The sequence below is a fragment of the Bacillus sp. 5w2 genome (genome assembly GCF_054353775.1).
Map to the genome: position 1 here is coordinate 570557 of NZ_JBTIWT010000001.1, position 20844 is coordinate 591400.

General features: G+C 34.7%; 22 protein-coding genes. 5 read left to right on the forward strand and 17 right to left on the reverse strand.

The window, feature by feature from the left end:
* The first annotated feature begins 73 nt into the window (after positions 1 to 73).
* Positions 74 to 382, forward strand: a complete 309-nt coding sequence (locus tag ACXY7N_RS02980) for an ArsR/SmtB family transcription factor (protein ID WP_001259916.1) — start codon at positions 74 to 76, stop codon at positions 380 to 382.
* A gap of 284 nt (positions 383 to 666) precedes the next feature.
* Here ACXY7N_RS02980 and galT read toward each other — a convergent pair whose 3' ends face one another.
* From galT to ACXY7N_RS03000, 4 genes are all read right to left on the reverse strand, one after another.
* The gene (gene galT, locus ACXY7N_RS02985; RefSeq protein WP_016088262.1) at positions 667 to 2151 is read right to left on the reverse strand and encodes a UDP-glucose--hexose-1-phosphate uridylyltransferase; all 1485 of its coding nucleotides are present in this window, start codon (positions 2149 to 2151) and stop codon (positions 667 to 669) included.
* A gap of 213 nt (positions 2152 to 2364) precedes the next feature.
* Positions 2365 to 3318, reverse strand: a complete 954-nt coding sequence (locus ACXY7N_RS02990; protein ID WP_001246218.1) for a serine protease — start codon at positions 3316 to 3318, stop codon at positions 2365 to 2367.
* 274 nt (positions 3319 to 3592) lie between these two features.
* Positions 3593 to 3880 carry an AbrB/MazE/SpoVT family DNA-binding domain-containing protein gene (locus ACXY7N_RS02995; protein WP_000648283.1) on the reverse strand — a complete coding sequence of 96 codons (288 nt, stop codon included), beginning with the start codon at positions 3878 to 3880 and terminating at the stop codon, positions 3593 to 3595.
* 116 nt (positions 3881 to 3996) lie between these two features.
* Positions 3997 to 5877 (reverse strand): ABC transporter permease, encoded by a 1881-nt coding sequence (locus ACXY7N_RS03000; RefSeq protein ID WP_016088263.1) that lies wholly within the window; start codon positions 5875 to 5877, stop codon positions 3997 to 3999.
* Between the two features lie 270 nt (positions 5878 to 6147).
* Here ACXY7N_RS03000 and nadE point away from each other — a divergent pair, with 270 nt between their 5' ends.
* Complete coding sequence (nadE, locus tag ACXY7N_RS03005; RefSeq protein ID WP_016088264.1) at positions 6148 to 6966, forward strand: NAD(+) synthase; 819 nt, start codon at positions 6148 to 6150, stop codon at positions 6964 to 6966.
* Between the two features lie 47 nt (positions 6967 to 7013).
* Here the strand turns inward: nadE and ACXY7N_RS03010 are convergent, their stop codons facing one another.
* The 4 genes from ACXY7N_RS03010 to ACXY7N_RS03025 form a co-directional block, all read right to left on the reverse strand.
* Positions 7014 to 7475, reverse strand: coding sequence for an NUDIX hydrolase (locus ACXY7N_RS03010; protein ID WP_016088265.1), 462 nt, complete (start codon positions 7473 to 7475; stop codon positions 7014 to 7016).
* Between the two features lie 30 nt (positions 7476 to 7505).
* A complete protein-coding gene (locus ACXY7N_RS03015) occupies positions 7506 to 7703 on the reverse strand; it encodes a DUF4083 domain-containing protein (RefSeq protein WP_088083619.1) in 198 nt (65 codons plus the stop codon).
* 103 nt (positions 7704 to 7806) lie between these two features.
* On the reverse strand, positions 7807 to 8967 hold the full coding sequence (locus tag ACXY7N_RS03020; protein WP_016088267.1) for a transglutaminase domain-containing protein: 1161 nt from the start codon (positions 8965 to 8967) through the stop codon (positions 7807 to 7809).
* A 145-nt stretch (positions 8968 to 9112) separates the two neighbouring features.
* On the reverse strand, positions 9113 to 9865 hold the full coding sequence (locus tag ACXY7N_RS03025; protein ID WP_016088268.1) for a YwqG family protein: 753 nt from the start codon (positions 9863 to 9865) through the stop codon (positions 9113 to 9115).
* Positions 9866 to 10089: 224 nt separating this feature from the next.
* Between ACXY7N_RS03025 and ACXY7N_RS03030 the strand changes: the two genes are divergently transcribed.
* Both ACXY7N_RS03030 and ACXY7N_RS03035 read left to right on the forward strand, forming a co-directional pair.
* Positions 10090 to 10236: a YjcZ family sporulation protein gene (locus ACXY7N_RS03030; RefSeq protein WP_000540425.1), complete on the forward strand. Its 147-nt coding sequence runs from the start codon at positions 10090 to 10092 to the stop codon at positions 10234 to 10236.
* Positions 10237 to 10323: 87 nt separating this feature from the next.
* Complete coding sequence (locus tag ACXY7N_RS03035) at positions 10324 to 11289, forward strand: patatin-like phospholipase family protein (protein ID WP_016088269.1); 966 nt, start codon at positions 10324 to 10326, stop codon at positions 11287 to 11289.
* 109 nt (positions 11290 to 11398) lie between these two features.
* Here ACXY7N_RS03035 and ACXY7N_RS03040 read toward each other — a convergent pair whose 3' ends face one another.
* Positions 11399 to 11566: a DUF3933 family protein gene (locus ACXY7N_RS03040; RefSeq protein WP_016088270.1), complete on the reverse strand. Its 168-nt coding sequence runs from the start codon at positions 11564 to 11566 to the stop codon at positions 11399 to 11401.
* Between the two features lie 12 nt (positions 11567 to 11578).
* Complete coding sequence (locus ACXY7N_RS03045; protein WP_016088271.1) at positions 11579 to 13021, reverse strand: aminotransferase-like domain-containing protein; 1443 nt, start codon at positions 13019 to 13021, stop codon at positions 11579 to 11581.
* Between the two features lie 118 nt (positions 13022 to 13139).
* On the opposite strand from ACXY7N_RS03045, the gene ACXY7N_RS03050 reads away from it, so the two are divergent.
* The gene (locus ACXY7N_RS03050; protein ID WP_016136642.1) at positions 13140 to 13754 is read left to right on the forward strand and encodes a LysE/ArgO family amino acid transporter; all 615 of its coding nucleotides are present in this window, start codon (positions 13140 to 13142) and stop codon (positions 13752 to 13754) included.
* Between the two features lie 53 nt (positions 13755 to 13807).
* On the opposite strand, the gene bcbE is transcribed toward ACXY7N_RS03050, so the two are convergent.
* The 7 genes from bcbE to ACXY7N_RS03085 form a co-directional block, all read right to left on the reverse strand.
* Positions 13808 to 15037: a bacillibactin exporter BcbE gene (gene bcbE / locus ACXY7N_RS03055; RefSeq protein WP_033660140.1), complete on the reverse strand. Its 1230-nt coding sequence runs from the start codon at positions 15035 to 15037 to the stop codon at positions 13808 to 13810.
* Between the two features lie 236 nt (positions 15038 to 15273).
* Positions 15274 to 15480 carry an alpha/beta-type small acid-soluble spore protein gene (locus tag ACXY7N_RS03060; RefSeq protein WP_000113545.1) on the reverse strand — a complete coding sequence of 69 codons (207 nt, stop codon included), beginning with the start codon at positions 15478 to 15480 and terminating at the stop codon, positions 15274 to 15276.
* A 125-nt stretch (positions 15481 to 15605) separates the two neighbouring features.
* Positions 15606 to 16448 carry a sugar phosphate isomerase/epimerase family protein gene (locus ACXY7N_RS03065; RefSeq protein WP_016088274.1) on the reverse strand — a complete coding sequence of 281 codons (843 nt, stop codon included), beginning with the start codon at positions 16446 to 16448 and terminating at the stop codon, positions 15606 to 15608.
* A gap of 37 nt (positions 16449 to 16485) precedes the next feature.
* Positions 16486 to 17469, reverse strand: coding sequence for a petrobactin biosynthesis protein AsbE (gene asbE, locus ACXY7N_RS03070; protein ID WP_116349067.1), 984 nt, complete (start codon positions 17467 to 17469; stop codon positions 16486 to 16488).
* 23 nt (positions 17470 to 17492) lie between these two features.
* Positions 17493 to 17768 (reverse strand): petrobactin biosynthesis protein AsbD, encoded by a 276-nt coding sequence (gene asbD, locus ACXY7N_RS03075; RefSeq protein WP_016088276.1) that lies wholly within the window; start codon positions 17766 to 17768, stop codon positions 17493 to 17495.
* Positions 17765 to 19003: a 3,4-dihydroxybenzoic acid-AMP ligase AsbC gene (asbC, locus tag ACXY7N_RS03080; RefSeq protein ID WP_088083616.1), complete on the reverse strand. Its 1239-nt coding sequence runs from the start codon at positions 19001 to 19003 to the stop codon at positions 17765 to 17767. Before asbC ends, asbD begins: the two co-directional genes overlap by 4 nt.
* Complete coding sequence (locus tag ACXY7N_RS03085) at positions 18990 to 20828, reverse strand: IucA/IucC family protein (protein ID WP_116349066.1); 1839 nt, start codon at positions 20826 to 20828, stop codon at positions 18990 to 18992. Before ACXY7N_RS03085 ends, asbC begins: the two co-directional genes overlap by 14 nt.
* Between the last annotated feature and the right edge of the window lie 16 nt (positions 20829 to 20844).

Below are 20844 nucleotides of genomic sequence, written 5' to 3' on the forward strand. Positions count from 1 at the left end.
ATTCGAACAATAGAAATATACCACTTTGTATGTTATAGTGCAAATATATGAACTTATACAAGCAGGTGAAAAAATGCGTACTCTCTATCATCCAAATCGAGAAGAAATTCAATTCTCTTCTGTCTTATACGCACTTAGCGATCAAATTCGTTTACAAATTGTAACTATGCTACTAGAGAAAAATGAACAATCTTGTGGTGCGTTAAACATTCCAATTGCGAAATCAACTTTATCTCACCATTTCAAGGTTTTACGTGAATCCGGTGTTATGTATACACGCCTTGAAGGCACACAACGTTTCATTTCAATTCGTGAAGATGACTTAAATGCTAGATTCCCCGGTTTATTAGATGTCGTAATACATGCGACAGAACCATACTAAAAAAACATCCCACATGAATATGGGATGTTTTTTTAGTTTTTTCTATTCTTTTCATACAGTAAAACTTTAATCAATGAGGACTTTGTTCATCACACACTAGGAATACATGCGTTTAATTCTTTTTTACTTTAATAATTTGATTACATTTTATACAAACCATTAATATAGGGCCACCTACCTGTTTCAATTCCTGTAGTTGCTTATGCTCACACTCCTCCATATTATTACCTCCCTTATCATATAATTAGGTCATTTTGTAATCACTATAACTACTAAGTCCATTCCTAATTTAAGGTCTGAATAAAACGTTTAAACGCCGATATCCCTTCGTCGTCTCGTTTAAAAACACCAGCATCTTCAAGCGCCTGTATAAATTTACGTCCTAATTCTTCTCTTACTATCCCCTGTACATTTTGTTCATGTATTCGATTGTCATATTTTATTTTTAATTGTTCTGCCCATCGTATATGAGGCGTTGGAATATCGCTTGGAATGTTAAGTAAAAATTTTTCCACTTCCTGAAGTTCTGTTTTTAAACGCGCAGGAAGTACAGCTAATCCCATTACTTCAATCAGACCGATATTTTCCTTTTTAATATGCTGTATTTCCGCATGAGGGTGAAAAATACCTAGTGGATGTTCGTCACTTGTACGATTGTTCCGCAAAACAAGATCCAATTCGTACATACTATTCCGGTAACGAGCAATCGGCGTAATCGTATTATGTGGAACATCATTCGTAAATGCAAATGTATTTACAGATGGATCACTATACCCCTTCCACCTCTCTAATATGTACTCCCCTGCATTTACTATTTGTTCTATGTCGTTACTTCTTAAGCGAATAACTGACATAGGCCATTTAATAACAGAACATTGCATTTCTGGAAAGTTGGTGAGTTCAAAAATTAGGTCGTTTGATGCATTTGCCATAGCAAATTCATAGTTTCCACCTTGATAGTGGTCATGTGTTAGAATAGACCCTCCTACAATTGGCAAATCTGCATTGGAACCAAGGAAATAATGTGGGAATTTTTCTACGAATTTTAACAAACGTAAAAATGTTTGACGGTCAATTTTCATATCCCGGTGTTCTGAGGACAATACAATACAGTGTTCATTAAAGTATATATACGGAGAATACTGTAGAAACCAGCTTTCATCTGTAAGGTTCATACGAATCATACGATGATTCGATCGTGCAGGGTGTCCAATTCTGCCCCTATATCCTTCATTCTCTATACAGAGTAAACATTTTGGATAATTTGTACTTTCCAACACTCTTTCTCTAGCAATTTGTTTCGGGTCTTTTTCCGGTTTTGATAAGTTAATCGTTATATCAATGGCACCATATTCCGTATTTACTTTATAATTTATATTTTTGGCAATTTGCTTCATTTGGATATAGTCGCTGTTTTTACTTAATTCATAGAAATAATCTGTCGCAGCCTTCGGACTTTGTTCGTATTTTTCAGAAAATAATATATTGATAACTGACGGTTTGGACATAAAAACATCCATAATTGCACTTGCTAAAATCTCCTTCTCGTCCAGTACTCCCTCAATGACTTTATGCATGCAAGCATATTCAATTAACTCTTCCAATAACTCCGAAATTGCTTTCTTTGCGGGCGCTGACGCTTCCACTACAAAATCATCTAAACGAAGTAAGGAAAGGATTTTATTCCTTGCATATATTGCATCTTCTTGTTCAATCAATTGAATTTCAATTGCACGATCAATTAACTGCTGAATAGCTTGATATATCATCAGTGTATACCTCCTCTAGCCTTATAGCGGTTTATGTTGTTGCGATGCCAGTTCCATGCACCTTTTATAATTTTATGGACAGACGTACGGGATAACCACCAGCCTAATATACATTTCGTAAAAAAAAATTAAATACTAGATTCCCCAGTACATGCAACAAAACCATACTAAAAAAACATCTCCTATGAATAGGAGATGTTTTTTTAGTATTTGCTATTCTTTTAATAAATCTATTAATCCATTACCTTCAGATGTACGTTCATACCCTAAAGGTACAGTTCTTTTAATAAGTTGTGCATATATTTCTGGCTCTGATAACTTTCTACCATATTCTCTCTCACACTGCTTAATGAGTAAGGCCAGCGCTCCAGCAACATGCGGTGTCGCCATAGAAGTACCACTTAATACAGCATATTTCCCTTCAGGATACGTAGATAATATTCCATCGCCTGGCGCCACTAAATCGATTTCTTGATTTGAATTACTAAAACATGCGATTTTCCGTTCTAAATTAACAGCACCAACTTCAATTACCTCAGAATAAGCACCTGGGAAGTCTAGCTCCTCCGTGTTATCATCGCAATCTCCATTATTTCCAGCAGCACATACAACGAGAACATCATGTCTTACCGCATTTTGAATTGCTTCATGTAATTCCGGAACGTCTTGCGGGCCACCAAGTGACATGGAAATGACTCTAACTCTTTCTTTATTAGGCCCTCTCCAATTTACAGCATAATGAATTGCCTCAATAATTTGCTCATAACTCCCAGAACCATCTCCCGCTAAAACCTTTAACACTAACATTTTAGCAAGTGGTGCCACTCCTAAAACACCGACACCATTTTCAGTCGCTGCAATTGTCCCCGCTACATGAGTACCATGTCCGTTGTTATCAAGATAAACATTTGGATCCCCTTCGTAATCTTTCGTGAAATTTCTTCCGCCGATAATGCGATCCTTTAAATCTATATGATTCATATCACACCCTGTATCTAATACGGCAACGACAATATCTTTTCCTTTCGCACTCTTCTCCCATACTTGTGGAGCATGGATGAGTTGTACACCTGGTGGAATTTCATTTACTTGTTCAATCACCTTGTCTACTGTAAAAGGAATCAATTGTATACCTTTTTGTTTATTCGCTGTACTACTGTTCCTCATCGTAATCCCTCCTGAAAATATATTATTTTCATTTCAGACCACTTTTGAAAACGTTTAAATGTAACATTCGTTTTATTTGTTTCTTTTTCCTTCCTTAAAAATATTTCTCAATATAGCTTACTAATTTTATACTACTCTTTGATTTATCTCGTAATTTTTAAGCACCAAAAATCCGATTGGTACAACTAATAACCAAAATAAAAGGACCAATTTAATGGTCCTTTTATAGTTTTTAAAGAATGATATGAAATTTAAAAAATAATATAAATTAAGACTAAACCTCACTCTTGTTTAAAAACTTCTCTATTTCTTTTATTAAATGTTTCGCTCCATCTATACTAACAGTAATGTTTCCATTTGCTAATGATATGTTTTGATCTGAAACATCACCTGTTATTTGACAAGCATTGTAAGGTTGATATTTTTGTAAAATGACTTTATCTGCTTCTACGAAAATTTCAAGTGGTGATTTGATTTGGATCCCTAATACTTCTCGTAACTCTTTAGGAATAACAATTCGTCCTAATTCGTCTACTTTTCGAATAATTCCTGTTGCTTTCATATTACTCCCCCCCTTACTTTCTATTATTTTTTCCACCTCGCTCTTTCCATTTTATCACTTTTTGGTAATACCTGCCTCTTTTTAGAAATTTTTGTACTCAAGTTAAAAAAACACATTTAACGAATACGTAATCTCTCTTTCAATTGTTTTAAATAACGAGATTGTATCAGTAAGAAATATACAACTTGAATTCCTACGAAAATACTTAATACAATCATATTTTCTTTAAATAATGAGTACTCAAACATCTGTCCCAGTGCAGTTAACGCTACTGCCCCATGTAATGTTGCAACACCTATTGGAACGAAGAATAAAAGTGCCAATCGAATTGTAACCACTTTCGATAATTCCCCACTCGTTAATCCTACTTTTCGAATCATTTCAAACAAACGAGTATCATCCTCCAAGTCAGAAAACAAACGGAAGTAAAGGAAGCTTCCTGCGCATACGAAAAATACAATACCAATAAAGAAACCTACAAATAAAATTGGTCCTGCGATTTGTAAACTTTGGTTTTGTTCGTACTCTTCTGCACTAAACGTTGCATGTTCTTCATAAGGCTTCATCTGATGAGTAAGTTCTTTACCAACCTCAATTTCATCTTTCGTTCCTTCTGTTTTGTACACATAATCTTTTTCCTCTTTAAATCCATCTTGTAATGCATCATATTGATTTTTAGAGATTACATAAACGTTACCTCTTAGTATTTTACTTAATGAAGAAGTATTAACTTTTTTCACTTTTAAAGGATCGTTCAAATGTGGTAAAGTAATTTCTTTTCTTTCTTTCATTGGTGGTCCTGGTATATCGACAAACAAAAATAAAGCTTCTTTATTTGCTACAGTTTGAAATGGTTCTCCTGTTAATTTCGCATATTCCTCATAATCTGATTCTTTTATGAAAATGGCGCTTCTTAACGGCTGCTCCTCCGCCTTTTTCGTTGAAATAGTAGTTTTAGAAGCTGCTATACTATGTTTCTTTAATCCTTCATCAATCATCTTCAAATGCTGTAATTCATTACTATTTCCTTGCTTAGAGTGATATTGAAACGCAATTGGTCTCTCCATAATTCCTTTCATCATTGATGCGAAACCAACTAATGTACCTATTGCTGAAAACGCTACAGTTGAAATAATGGTTACAATAAAGAACATTCTTGCGTTATCTCTCATACGGTAAGCTAAATCTGACAAAGTAATAATATTTGTCTGTGTCCAATAGAAACGTTTACTTTTTTTACATAGTCTAATAATAAAGACACTCAACTGCTTGTACAGCAAGTACGTACCAATAATGACTACCGTTGTAACTGGAATCATCATGATAAATACCATTGCGCCGTGTGACATAAGCGCTCCTGCATATCCGGCACTAAGCAATATGACCGCTAATATGGAAGAAATAATAGATGCTTTCGGTTCCGGCTTCGCTTCTGCTGACCCTCTAAACAATTTCATAATTTTATTTTTTTGAATCATTCCTGCACTAAACAATGAAATAATTATAAATAATATGAAAAACATAATACTCGTTACAATAATTGCTTTCATTGGTATGTAATAGGCTAAGGAAATATCTAATTTTAATATCATCGGAGCTACAAATATTAACATTCCAGAAAATAACATTCCTGCAAGAATTCCAAAAACAATTGCCCCTATCCCAATCATAATATTTTCAAAGAAGATAAGACGCTTTAATTGATATTTCGTCATACCTAACATCATTAAAATTCCTAATTCACGCTTTCTCGTTTTTAAAAACATTCCCATCGAATATAAAATAAAGAAAAATGTAAATAAGTAAATAATGGACTGTGCAAAAGACATACTTACGAACACGTACTGGCCCAATTCTCCAGCACTTAATGCCGGATGAAACGCAAAAAATGAATACACAAAAAAGGCCATAATAGCAAATGCACTACTTAAAAAATACGCTGAATATGTTCGTCTATTTCGCGTCACATTCCGATATGCGAGTTCTCTAATATTCATATTACTTCTCCGCCCTTCTACTAACTATGTTCTTATATTAGTAAAGTACGGAAATACCTTCCATCGATTCAAATGACAAAAACCTTACATTATTGAAAGGTTTCAAAAAAATTGCTTAAACGAAGCAGTTTCATTATAATGACTACATTCATATTCATACACGCATCCTATTGTATATTCGTTAGTTTTGCGAAATAATAAAGGATAGAAGTATGTACCAATATACATATAAACTTATTTACCGCTTTAATACGAATAGGAGGAAACATAATGACATTACAAGAACAGATTATGGCAGCATTACATGTTCAGCCTGTAATTGATCCGAAAGCAGAAATCCGTAAACGTGTTGATTTCTTAAAAGATTATGTAAAAAAAACGGGTGCGAAAGGATTTGTACTTGGAATTAGTGGCGGACAAGACTCTACATTAGCTGGACGTTTAGCTCAGCTTGCAGTGGAGGAAATTCGTAATGAAGGTGGTAACGCAACGTTTATCGCTGTGCGCCTACCTTATAAAGTGCAAAAAGATGAAGATGATGCGCAATTAGCATTACAATTTATTCAAGCGGATCAATCTGTTGCATTTGATATCGCTTCAACAGTTGATGCTTTCTCAAATCAATACGAAAACTTATTGGGTGAATCATTAACTGATTTCAATAAAGGTAACGTGAAAGCACGTATTCGTATGGTTACGCAGTACGCAATCGGCGGTCAACAAGGATTACTTGTGATTGGAACAGATCACGCTGCAGAGGCTGTAACGGGCTTCTTCACAAAATTCGGAGATGGTGGTGCAGACCTATTACCATTAACTGGATTAACAAAACGTCAAGGACGCGCTCTATTACAAGAATTAGGTGCGGACGAGCGACTTTACTTAAAAATGCCAACAGCTGATTTATTAGATGAAAAACCAGGTCAAGCTGATGAAACAGAGTTAGGTATTACGTATGATCAATTAGATGACTATTTAGAAGGTAAAGCAGTTCCAGCTGATGTTGCTGAGAAGATTGAGAAGCGTTACAAAGTAAGTGAACATAAGAGACAAGTTCCAGCATCAATGTTTGATGATTGGTGGAAATAAATACAATATAAAAAAAGAAGCTAATCCCAATAGCTTCTTTTTTTATATTAACGATACATCCCTACTCTTTTCTCTAGTAAGTCCTGCAAACAATCCTCATGTTGTTGATTAAACAATGGTGGCATTTTGTTTAGCGGGAAAAACTTCAAATCCAAGGTTTCATCACCGTCTACTTTTTTCTCTCCTCCGATAATTGAGAATGAAAAGAATATTAAAATGGACTGAGCTCTGTCTCCATTTGGATATGTTTGAAAATATTTTGTATACACTCCGATAAGCTCATTTATTTCTACATCATAACCTGTTTCTTCCTTTATTTCTCGAATCGCAGTTTCTGCGGCAGATTCCCCGATTTCCATTGCACCGCCAGGAAATCCCCAAGCGTTAAAATCACCTCTTTTTTGCAGTAATACTTCTCCATGTTCATTCAACACACAACCACCCGCAAAGTTTATGAGAACACAGTCGTGCCCTACTTTTTCACGTAATTCTTTTATATAATTAGCCATCCGCTTCTCCTTTTCATACATCTTCTATCGCTATTTCTTATCTTTTTCAAGCAATTCAATAATTCGATCTAGCTTCTGATTCATATGCATCACTTGTTGTTTTTTTGCAGCGCTCTTTTGCAATAATCTTCTAATAAACAAAGTAAATGATAGGAAAAACAAAACGATAAGTCCGATTACTAAACAAACATATATCAATGTAAACATATTACTTTCGAACAAGTTCATTTAGTTTCCACATCCTTCCTTTATAATTTTATCACACAATTCTGTTTTTTGAAGTGATACATAATAAAAAGAGCACCTTTTACAAGATGCTCTCCTTTATTACTTAATACGTAAATGTAATTGTCGCTAATGAATAATCTGCCATTGCACTATATGGTGCTACTTGATAAGATACACGCTTGGCACCTTTTGGCCAATTTATTTCATTTAACACTTTTTTTATATCTTGCATTGTTCCATCCATAGACTGCTTATATCGTACTTCTACTTTTTCTGGCTTAGAAGCGAATTGTTGCTGCAACTTTTGCTTAAATTCATTATAATTTTCAGCCCCATATTGTGCTGATAAATATTTTAAATTCGTATCTTTTAACATTTGCTCGTATACGGGAGTTTTCGAACTACCAGCTTTTATTTTGTTTGTTAATTCACCAAAATAACTTGTAGTTGCTGCTGGATATTTACTACGATCCCATTCATGATCTTTACTTAATTGCTCATCAGACATATTAAAATATGAATATGTTACGCGCCCAGCTTTATCTGGCACTGGATCGTCAAATGTCGTATCAAGATGATACCACTTGTTTTCAATGTTTACTAAATTCCATGCGTGAGCTTGTCCATTTCCTGTACCTGTTACAATATGATTTTGGATACCCGCTTCTTTTAGCAATTCATACGTTAATAACGTATATCCTTGGCAAACGGCAGAACGGTTCGCTAACGCTTCATATGCTGTGTACGCTTGATAAGACGTATCATAAGATACGTGTTTTACAACGTAATCATGAATAGCTTTTACTTTCTCATTCTCATCCATCCCTGGTTTTACAATTGAACCGATAATTGCTTTTGCCTGAGATTTTACATATTGTGTTTGCTCTTTTGATTCACGGTATTTCACTTGCAGTGTAAACGTATAGTTTCCTGGTAACCCTTTAATAGAATATCTAGTAGACGCTACATTATATTTTACATACTCATCTGCATCTACAATTTTATTAAATTCACCATACAATTGGTCCATAATATTTCTAGCATTTCTATCTTTTGTTTTATATGTGATTGTAATATTTTCTTCTCGATTATCAATCTGTTTTTTTAATTCTTTTCTGAAATCATTTAACAACTTTACATCTGATTGTGATGTCGCTACAGTTGGATTCGTAGCTGCATAAGATACAGATGACGCGTGTAAGCCCCCCATTACTATAGTTGAACAAAGTGCGGCAGCTGTCACATACTTACTTGTCTTTCCCATCTCGTCACTCCTTACATTCTATAACTATACGAAAAAGTATCGTATAGTTTCAGAGTATACAATACTTTTTCGTATAGGTCATATGAGATTATGCATATTTAACATTGTAAAAAGGTTGTTCTTTTTACAAGAACAACCTTTTTCATTAACAAGTTTGTAATACACAGCATGTATTTTCAAAACGTCGATTTTTCAAGTCTTCATTTCCAATACAGAAATAAAGCATCCCTAAATCTCCCCACATCATATTACAATTTTTAGTATCTGAATCAATTTGGAATAAAAGCGTCATTTGCTGCGGGTCTATGTCCATATATTGTCCAGTCTCGTACAATACCTCATCTTGTACAGAGAATGGCTCGCCAAACATTTGATGGTTATCGTAGTTGTCTGGGATTAGCTCTTCAAGTAATTGCAAGAAACGATCTGAATCAGCCTCATCTTCAATAAAAAGCTCTGGCAATTTATACGTTAGTTCAAAAGTAGTTGCACACTGGTTATAATTCGTTTGCAATTCATCTGCTCTTCGTAATTGCTCTACAGGAACATCATAATAAAGCACACGCCCCGCTTCAGTTGGATTCACATCTTCTTCAAAGTAATTTTCAATGCTAAAGAAATATAACATCCCTGTCTTAGGAAGATTGTGATCTATACCAACATTTTGTAAATCATTTAAATTAAATTGAGCGATAAATTGTAACGGATTTCCTTTATACATTGGATATTCAAATGAAGCTGGTAAATCAGGAACTCCTCCCATTTTCGAACTACCTTTCGCAACTGTTTTCTCCTGCTTTGGCACAACTTTTACACAAGGAAATACAGTATGAATAAGTTCCTCTTTTAAATGTGTCAGCCCATATTTATCAATTAATACTTCAATTTTATTATTCATAAATTCTCCTTATATTTACATACTTATTTGTATCATCGCACAAAGATTATACTCCATTCTTTGTAAAAACAACAAGCCTCCCAAAAAACGGGCTCTTCCTCCATACGCGAACAAGTATAAAAAAGCATAGTATACATTGTTCCTACAAACACGATAGTTCATTATTTCTTCCAGTACATTTTCCCCTCGTTCATTTTTATTTTTAATTTAAGGAGGAATTCCACATGGGTTACGGATATAGTTGCGGCGGTTACGGTTACGGCGGTAGTTGTGGTGGATGTGGTTATGGAGGTTTCGCTTTATTAATCGTTTTATTTATCCTTCTAATCATCATCGGAGCTAGCTGTTGGGGTGGCTTTGTAGGCTGCTAGTAAATTTAAAAACTATTGTAAAAAAGCACGTACAATACGTGCTTTTTTGCCATTTTCAAATCTTTTATTCGAAAGGAAGTATGATTAATGAAAATTGATGGTGTTTTTGAAGGAGGCGGTGTACGCGGAATTGCGCATGTCGGGGCAATTTGCGCGTTAGCTGAAAAAGGCTATGAATGGGAACGTGTAGCTGGCACATCAGCTGGTTCGATTATCGCTGCGCTCCTAGCAGCAGGATACTCTTGCTCAGAACTAAAAACGATTATAACTGACATTGATTATAATAAATTTACGAAGAGAACCTTTGTTGACAGAATCCCGTTTATTGGAAAAGGATTAAGCGCATGGACTACTCTTGGTATTTACTCTAATATTTTTATAGAAGAATGGATTGAAGAATTACTTCGAAAAAAAGGAGTTCACTTATTTACAGATTTACCTGATTTAAATAAGCTTAAAATCATCGCTTCTGATATAAGTAATGGTAAAATGGTTATCTTTCCTGATGACTTACCAAACTACGGATTTTTAAATTATCGCTTCTCTATTGCTAAAGCTGTAAGAATGAGTAGTACAATCCCCTTCTTCTTTGAACCAGTAAAATGGAGAACTCCAAAATGGAAGCAACCTTGTTATATGATTGATGGAGGGATTTTAAGCAATTACCCAATTTGGATTTTCGACTCACCTAACTCTCCTCGCTGGCCGACTTTTGGATTTCACTTTGTAAAAGATGAGATTCAAGCTGATCCTGCCCACTATAACGAGCCTATCTCTATGTTCAAAGGACTATTTAAAACAATGATGCAAGCCCACGATTTACGTCATTTAGATAAGGAATCAAAAGCAAGAACAATTACAATTCCAACGGGATCCATTACAAGTACAAACTTTGAGTTAACAAAGGAAGAAAAAGAGTGGCTTTACAATTCTGGCTATAACGCCGCAAATAAGTTTTTACAATCTTGGAACTTCAGACAATATATTGATGAATATAGAAATGGAAATCAAGACCGAAAAACAAATCGGTATTTCCGTCAACTTGACTCATAATACTATTATTTTTCATACGAGAACACATAACGCTTTCAAAAAAAATAAGCCTAGTAATATCATATATTACTAGGCTTATTTACTTCCTGCATAAATTATTATACATTGCTTATGGATACGTTAACCCTTCCGCTTCCTCCGCAGTAATAACTGTGTATCGATTTCCCGTTCGTAATCCTAACAATTCTGCTTTTTCAATTGCATCCTGCTTTGTCTCCGCATATGCAGCTAAATATTTTTCTCCATTGATAATTTGGCAAATTACATATTGTTTCATTACTTTCTCCTCTTACTTTTTCATTAGTTGTGCAAGTTTTTTTATACCTATTTCCATTTCTTCTAACGTTGCGTATGAATATGATAGGCGCAAAAATTGGTTTGCACTTCTATCATACAAAGTACCTGGGTTTAATAAAATCTTTTCTTTCAAAGCTTTGTCAAATAAGCTACGGTTTGAAACGGGTACATTCATATGTAACCAAACATAAAAACCACCTGTCGGTTCATACCATGTTGCTATATCATGACAATATTTCTCTAACATTTGTAGCATAAAATCTCTGCGTTTTTTCAATTTAATTCTTACAAACTGTAAATGTTCATCATACAATCCATTTGTAAACCATTCCGCTGCAATTTGCTGAGAAATAGAACTTGAACCATAATCTGTTTGCATTTTTATGTCTGCCAATCTTTGAATAACAGGCTCAGATCCAACAATCCATCCAATTCTTAATCCTGGGCTAATAACTTTAGACATACTCCCGATATGTAGTACAATTCCGTTTTTATCATATGCTTTTAAAGGCTTTGAAACAGGCTCATCAAACCATAAGTCTTGATATACCGCGTCCTCTATAATAGGCAATCCAATTTCGTTACATATTTCCAGCACTTCTATTCGTTTCTTCGCATTCATACTAAAGTTCGTCGGATTATGAAAAGACGGGATTGTATATAAAATAGATGCATTAAATTGCTTCTTATATTTTGTAATATATGATGCATGTAAACCGTTCTCATCCATTGGTATTCCAATGAAACGCATTCCTGCTGATTGAAAAACATTAAGCGAATATAAATAGGATGGTTTTTCTAATAAAATGGATGCCCCTTTTGGAAGAAGCCCCATAGAAATAAGTTGCAATGCTTGAATTGCTCCTGAAACAATTAATATAGAATCAGGAGTTACATAAATACCATGTCCTTTTAAATAGTCCGCAATCTTCTCCCTTAAAGAGAGATTTCCTTTCGGCTCTTCATAACCAAGCGTCACCTTTGATGCTAAAAGCTTATTCATAATATCTTTCATCTTTTTTTCAGGCAAAAGACTTGGCGCGAGCTCACCTGTTCCTAAACGAATTACATGCGGATAAAATTCAGCTTGGTTAATCTCTTGAATAGCAGGCAGATTCGGATAATGAAGTCCTGTTTCTACATAAGACTGCCAATTAGGCGGGGGTGCGTACGTTGAGGTATTCTCATTATTATTTACAACAATTGTTCCTTTCCTGCCATTCCCTTCAATGTACCCCTTTGCCACTAGTTCATCGAAAGCCATTACAATTGTACTCCGGTTCACACCAAATGTATGCGCCAAATCTCTTTGTGAAGGTAATTTCGTCCCAACAGTCCATTCACCATTAACGATTCTTTCTTTTATATACGTTTCTATTTGTTTATACAAAGGAGTCTCTAGAGACATATTAGGTTTCCAAACGAATCTTTCCATCATATCACCTTATATTCTTTTTGGTTGGTAACCTCCCCAACCATATGGATGGATACAAATTTTCATTTCTTCTATACAATATACACTATCATAATGAATTAAAATAGGAGGTAATATGATGAGTGAAGCAATTATTCATGGTATCATTCTTGCATTTGGCCTAATCATTCCATTAGGTGTCCAAAATGTTTTCGTCTTTAACCAAGGTGCGAGCCAACCAAACATTTGGAGGGCAGCCCCTGTAGTATTAACTGCCTCTATATGTGATACGTTACTCATATTAATTGCGGTGCAGGGTGTCTCCCTTGTACTCCTTACTTTTTCTTGGCTAACTAACACGTTATATATAATTGGATTTTTCTTCCTCCTATATATGGGCTTTGTTATTTGGAGAAGTAACCCTTCCAACGATATAAAACAAGAAAACCGCATGCCATTAAAAAAGCAAATCCTTTTCGCTGCATCGGTTTCACTATTAAATCCACATGCAATTTTAGATACAATCGGTGTAATTGGAACAAATTCTATTCAATACATAGGAAGTGAAAAATGGGCTTTCACACTTACAACTATTATCGTTTCTTGGATTTGGTTTATAAGCTTAGCTTTAGCGGGGAAATTTCTAAAAAGAATAGACTCAACTGGAAAGACAATCGTATTATTAAATAAATTTTCTGGTCTCATCATATGGGGTGTCGCGCTTTATATGTTAAAACAAGTCATTTATTCTTAATGCACGAAAGAGAATTGCATGTTACTTAATACATCATGCAATTCTCTTACAAATTATGAAGTAGGTTCCGATCTCTGTTTTACCGTCTTTGCATCTTTTGCTGGTTTAATCCAAATGATTGCTATAACAGCACCAATACCAGCGAATATACTTGTTAAATAAAACACTTCATGGTCAGCGCCTTTCATGAAATAAGAATATAGAGGTGGTCCAGCTGCTACACCGATAAATCGCATGGAACTATAAAATGACGTAACCGTCCCCCTTTGCTCCTTTTCAATTCCTTGTGTAATTAGGGCGTCTAAACATGGGAGTGCCATACCAATTCCTAACCCCATAATAACGAGACAAAGAAGTAGTAAATAGATCCCTTTTATAAATAAAGGAATGATGACTGCTGCAGCTGCCAATAAAAAGCCAATATAAATACACTTCTTCATAACAGTTTGATTATCTCCAATTTTTTTACCAGCCATATATGAACTAAGTGACAGTACAAGTAACGGAATAGCAAGCACACAACCTTTCCATATACCATGAATGTCATACTTTGATTCCAGTATAGTCGACAAATAAAAGAGAATTCCGAATAAAATAAGCATAATAATTGCACCCAATACAAAAATGGCAATTAACCATCTTCCCTTTTCTCGAAACGTAGAGATAATTGATTGAATAAACTCTTTAAGTGGTGGTACTTCGTCTTCTTGTTTCTTTGCCTTTACAAGAACAAGCAATAAAACGATTGATACTACGCATAAAACTGGAATCGCCCAAAATGGTAAGAACCATACAATGGCAGCAAGAGCAGATCCTAAAATAGGGCTCAGTACTTTTCCAAATGTATTCGATGTTTCAATGATTCCTAAACCTGTACTAACTTGTTTTTCATCCTTGTATAAATCACCAACACACGGTATAACAACTGGCATTGCACCAGCAGCACCAATACCTTGAATCGCTCTACCTATCAATATCCAAGTGTAGGGATTATCAACTTTCCAAGATACCCAACCAGTTATCGCTCCTCCTATAGCCGCAATCAGCAAACTCGGAACCATTACCATCTTTCGGCCCCATCTATCTGATAAATAACCAGCAATCGGTATAAGTAAAATAGCTACGATAGAGTAAATTGTAATAATCATGGATACTTGAAACGATGAAATATGTAATTTCTTTTCGATAGTCGGTAGGATTGGAATGAGCATTGAATTCCCTAATGTCATAACAAGTGGAACTGATGCAAGCGCAATTAAACAACAGTTTTCTTTTTTTAACATGTTGACTTCGGAACCTTTCATCATATATTTCTTACCATATAATAGCCCTGCTGGAACGTAATTTTTCATTCCACCAGGGCTATTACATCTTTACTATTTCCCATTCACAACAAAAGAAATTGGGGAAAATATAGTATTATTTCTATTCTTTGAATCCAGTTCGGAATATATCCATACCAATTAATTGAAAAAAAAAGAAAGGAAGAATCCTTCCTTTCTCCTATAACCTTCTACAATTAGCGAGTATATCCGCCACCAAGTTGTTGTTCTGCCATCGCTACTAGGCGTTTTGTAATTTCACCGCCTACAGAACCGTTTGCACGTGAAGAAGTATCAGCGCCAAGTTGTACACCAAACTCTTGTGCGATTTCATATTTCATTTGATCTAAAGCCGCTTGTGCTCCATGTGATGCTAATTGATTAGAATTACGATTTCTAGCCATTACCAATCACCTCCTTATTTATATATAAATTGTGTTAAATTTTAATTTAAATACATGGTAATTTTTGGTTATTAATATTTTTAAAAAAGAGTCTCTACAATGAGAGACTCTTACATCATTTCATATTAAGAAGTTACTACTTCTAAATTTCTATTCCTTAATACTTTCATTTCTTCTTTTAATATATCTTTTGCATTATGTCCAAACCATTCGAGTGAAGCAAAATGGTCAGTATCTCTCACTACCTGAATAATCTCATCATAATTTACGATACCTTCAAATAACGGAACCATACCAATTCGGCTTCCCGCTGCCGCATATACATTATTGGGCTCAAATACATGCAAATAATCTGCTGACGATATATTCTTAAAATGATAATGTTGTATCCACGGCCTTAGTCGATGGAAACTGTCTATTGGATTTGCACCAGACTCCCATATATGAAGAAAATCAAGGTTTATTTTCAAATTCGGATGATTTACTTCCTCCAATAGTTCCAAAGTAGAAGGCAACGTATCCGTTAATGTATTTGGATGTGTTTCTAAAAGTACATACATATTATGCTTAGCAAACAAATCACAAATGTTGCGAATTCGCTTTACGTACTCTTTCCTTTCCTGTTCCGAGAAATCTTCGCTTCCTTTTTGTCCAGCAAACGTACGAATTTTGTTCGTTTTAAACCAGTTAGCTAGTATTGCAAGTTGTTCACATTTCTCTATCGTTTTTTCAAAATCTGCCGATAATGATATGTCTAAATAATCACTGATCATCGTAATTTCCAAGTTTTTATCCTTTAAGCAATTCAATTCTCGTTCTGTCGTTTCATACTCTTGCATATACAAATTTTGTGCATGAGTCCCCCACAATTCAATTCCTTCAAAACCGTTTTCATATGCAAATTGAACAATATCAGTAAATGAAATTAATTGATGACGAAAGGAAATAGTACATAACGAATATCTCATAGGTTTGAACTCCCTTATTTTAAATTCAGCTAGCTTTTTAATACACTAAGACAGACTGGTTTGTTTTCATTTCTTTCCATAACAAAAACTGTCTCTCTAATTCAGCCTTAATTTGCAGTTCAATTGCATTCATTTCATCCAGTTTTTCAACAATTGATACTAACATACCTTTATTATTCGTCATTGCCATTTTGATTGCACGATACTGTACATTTGTAAATCCTTGTACAATATCTTCTACCCGATCACACCAATAATCAAATTCTTGCTCCGAATATTGCAACGTTTCACGGAAGTATGCAAAGGCATGTTCATAACTATATTTACGAATTGCAAGTACTGGTATTTGCTTCACTGCCGCTACAAGACCCGGAAGCGAATAACCTTCTTCTTCATTTGCCATTTTTACAATTATATTTTTCAATTCCATTGTCAGTTCATTGTCGTTTCTTTTGAAAGTTTCCAGGAAATAACTTGCTACCATTTCTAGCGTTGGCTCCTGAATTCCTTCTACATCAATGAAATAACCTCCACCAAATGGGTTATCTTGAACAGAGTGAAGCACTTTTTCTCTTTCCATATTCCCTTCCCAGCGAAAATCAGGATCTAGCATGAACCACTCTTCTTCTTTCTCTGTCTCTGATATCATTAAATAATGTGGAAACGGTTTTTGATGAAATTTATTTTCCCTCTCTGGTAGTAGAGACATATCAACCATTACAATGACATAACGATTTTCCGGCTTATTTTCTACTAATTCTAAAAATATTTCTACATTGCTATTTTTATCTTTTGCATGATCGTACCATTCGTTCACTTTCATACCATACAATTTTTCATACCATAGTAAGTAATTATCATGGTTAATGTTTTCAGAGTGATATGAAATAATTCCGCCTTCTGTAATATCAAAATCTCCATCCCATAGTCCAAAATAAAATGGACGAAAATCAATATCGCTACGCCTTTTTATAATTTCACAAAAACAACTCACTAAACAGTGCACTTTAATTGAAGTCATACTCTCATCCACTTTCCTAAAGGTTAGTTATTCACATTTACTTCCTGTAGCGGCTGTAACTCCTCCATAAAATCAAGCAAAGATCCTACAGTAAGAAATGCCTTTGGATCTACCTCATCCTCTGGAACGCATAGTTTTAAATCTATTTCTATGTAAACTATGAGTTGTAACATCATTACCGAATCTATATATAAATCTTGGTTTAAACGCATCGTTTCTTCTAAATGCGTTACATTTTTTAGTTCCATTTTTTCTGTCATAATTTTCAACACTTCATTTTTTAATGTTTCACGTCTCATGCTGTAACCTCTCCCATCTCTAGTAACTTTCTACTTACTTTTCCAGTTTTATTTTTCGGAATTTCAGTTACACTTTCAATTTCATGTGGAACTTTATAAGAAGGTAAGTGCTGCATACACCATTCTCTTATTTGCACGGGATCAATATGTGAGATCACTTTCGCTTTAACAATTTCGCCCATGACAGGATGTTTCCCTCGATATACAATTGCCTCTTGAACACCTTCCAGTCGAAGCATCGTTTCTTCTACTTCTATAGGAAAAACTTTTAATCCTGAAACGTTAATTACATCATCCATACGCCCCATAAAATGAAGACCACGCTCAGTTTTATACCCTAAATCTTTCGTGAAAATTTCCTTATCGTTCATTTTCACTACGATTTCTTCGGGTATATTTTCATCTGAACCTATGCTTATACTCGTATGAGGTAGTGGATTTCCTAAATCTAAATGGCTTTTCATATCATGACATATACTAATACAACCTGCTTCAGAACAACCGTATTGTTGCATCATATATGTTGTCGTTTCTTTTAGTTTATAAAACAATGCTTCTGGCAAAGGCGCTCCAGACGTCATAATTTTATGGAATTGAAACGTTCCTACAGGAAAACTCCCCATAATATGGAGCATAAGTGGTACTGCATATATGATATGTTTTTCTGTATTGCGAACTACATTCAATGCGAATTTAGGATTTTTATTCGTAATGATGATAGGTTTGCTTCCCCTTGCAATTGCAGATAACGTACCACATATTAGTCCGTATGAATGTGAAACAGGAGCCATAACGATCGGCTCTTCATCTACTTCACAGTTTAAAGCTTCATTATAAGCAGTAATTTCTGTATCAACCTCCGTCCATGCTCTACGAATCAGTTTCGGTTCTCCCGTAGTTCCAGAACTATATTGCAATAAAGAAGGCTCTTCTAGTAAAGCGTTCACTACATCTAATTTCGTAAAATCGCCATATTCTCCATATAAAATTCCTATACAATTTGCACGCTTTGCCATTTCAATGGCCGTTTCTTTTGGCGTATCTTCATGTATAAGTAATACTGATGATTTCTTTTCTTTTAAGAAAAACACAAGCGTAATAATATCGAATGGATCTTTCAGACAAAGAGCAAATCTATTTCCCTTTGCTTCTTGAAATTGTTCCATTTCCTCATAAACTTGTAATCTCAAATCAAAATCACTTTTGCTATACTCTTGTTTATTAACGATTAGCATAATTTCCCCCTGTAGCAACTGATTTTTGTTTGTTAAGTTGTCTTGCTCTATACAATGGATTTGGAACTTCATGAACAAGCGATTCCACATCCATATATAATCGACGCTTCGTTAATTGCTCAGCATAGAATGTAGGAGTGTATAGTTGAATACTTTCAAATCTATCTTTCAAGTGTGGATATTTTCTAAAATGATTTTCGATTTCTTCGACTACCATCATCCAAAAACGTTCTTCTTTCCATTCATATTCATCCGCAAGTACGAAAGCTAATTCTCCTACATTAAATAAGAACAGTGCATCTAGTACCATCTCTTGCAAACATTCGATGCAATCCATTTCAAAGAAATCATTCATTTTTCCATTCGCATATGTTTTATGCATTTTAGTAAAGTCCGGACATTTATTCATTTCTTTTAAGAATGGACGATAAAACTCAAGTCCTTCATGGAAATCTTTTAATGCAATACGGACAGGTAGCCCTTCTTTATGAACTAAAATCATATTTTGTCCGTGTGATTCTAACGCGATCCCATGCTCTACAACAAGATGTATAACTGGAATAATGGCTTTTTGAATAAGTAATTGTAGCCAATTTTCTATCCCATATTTGTTTAGCCATGCATCAATAACTGGTATCCCATCTTTCTCTTTTGCATATAAACCGTTAAAGGGAACAGCATCCTCTTGCTTATCAAAATATTTATGAACGCTTTCACGCCAAATGCATCCTAATGAACCATATGCAGCTTTCTTATTCGTATCATACGTTACACTCGAAAATTCCTTTAACAAAATTACACGTGATCCATCCCTTAAATAAGAATCTTGACTTACGACATCACTTAACCAATTCGATATAGCTGGTGCACTCGCAACTGAATATGGTTTCAGCGTACGGAGTGTTGAAGTGTTAAGTATGTTCAGCGATAACTTTACATACGGTCTCTTTGGATTCGTAACATTTCTTAACGTTCTCATTGACTGTTGCGCGCAATAATCGTCCTCTGATTTTCCTAAATAAATAATATATTTATCCTGTATATGATCAGCGTAATTTGGAATGATGAAATTCTCCCACTGCCAAGGATGAACCGGTATAAACACGTACTGTTTTGGATCACATCCCGCGCTGTGAATTCGTTCCATATACGCTTCTAATTTATGCTCGCCTATCTCACCTTTTAAAATATTGTCATAAATCACTTCATTTTCATAACCTACAGTCGCATACTTCTTATGTGCTGCAATCCATATGAGTTTTATCGGCCTCATAAATTCATATCCATATTGAAAATTGTCACGATATTGAAATCCAATGCGTGCTTTATAGCTAGGGTGATATGGATGACCGTCTATTAAAAGGCTTTCAAAGTCATCGTACGACTTTTGAGTATATTTCACCTTATTATGTCTTTCATATTGTGCAATTGTGTCTTTAAATATCGTTTGTTCTAATTCATGAATAAACGAATCTAATTTCGTTCGTTCTACGTTAACAACCCGAAAAATTTCTTCCAAAAATTGCGAGACTGATTTTATTTCTTGTTGTTCCTCTTGAACTCTTATTACTAATGAATCTATAGCGATACGTCCAAATGTCATTCGTTCTCTTCCATAGCATTCGTACGTGACACTTTTGTTGTCTTCATCAAGTCCTTGTATAAGAAAAAGAATTTGTTCTTCGTTTTCTATACGAACTGGCCTAACGATCCCCTCATAAATTAACGACTCTACTACTTGTCGTAACACTCTTCTTCGCACTGAAATGTAATCTTCTGATTCAAGCGCTTTCAATATTTTCGTATGATACATGTCCACTCTCATAACCCCCTCCACCTTA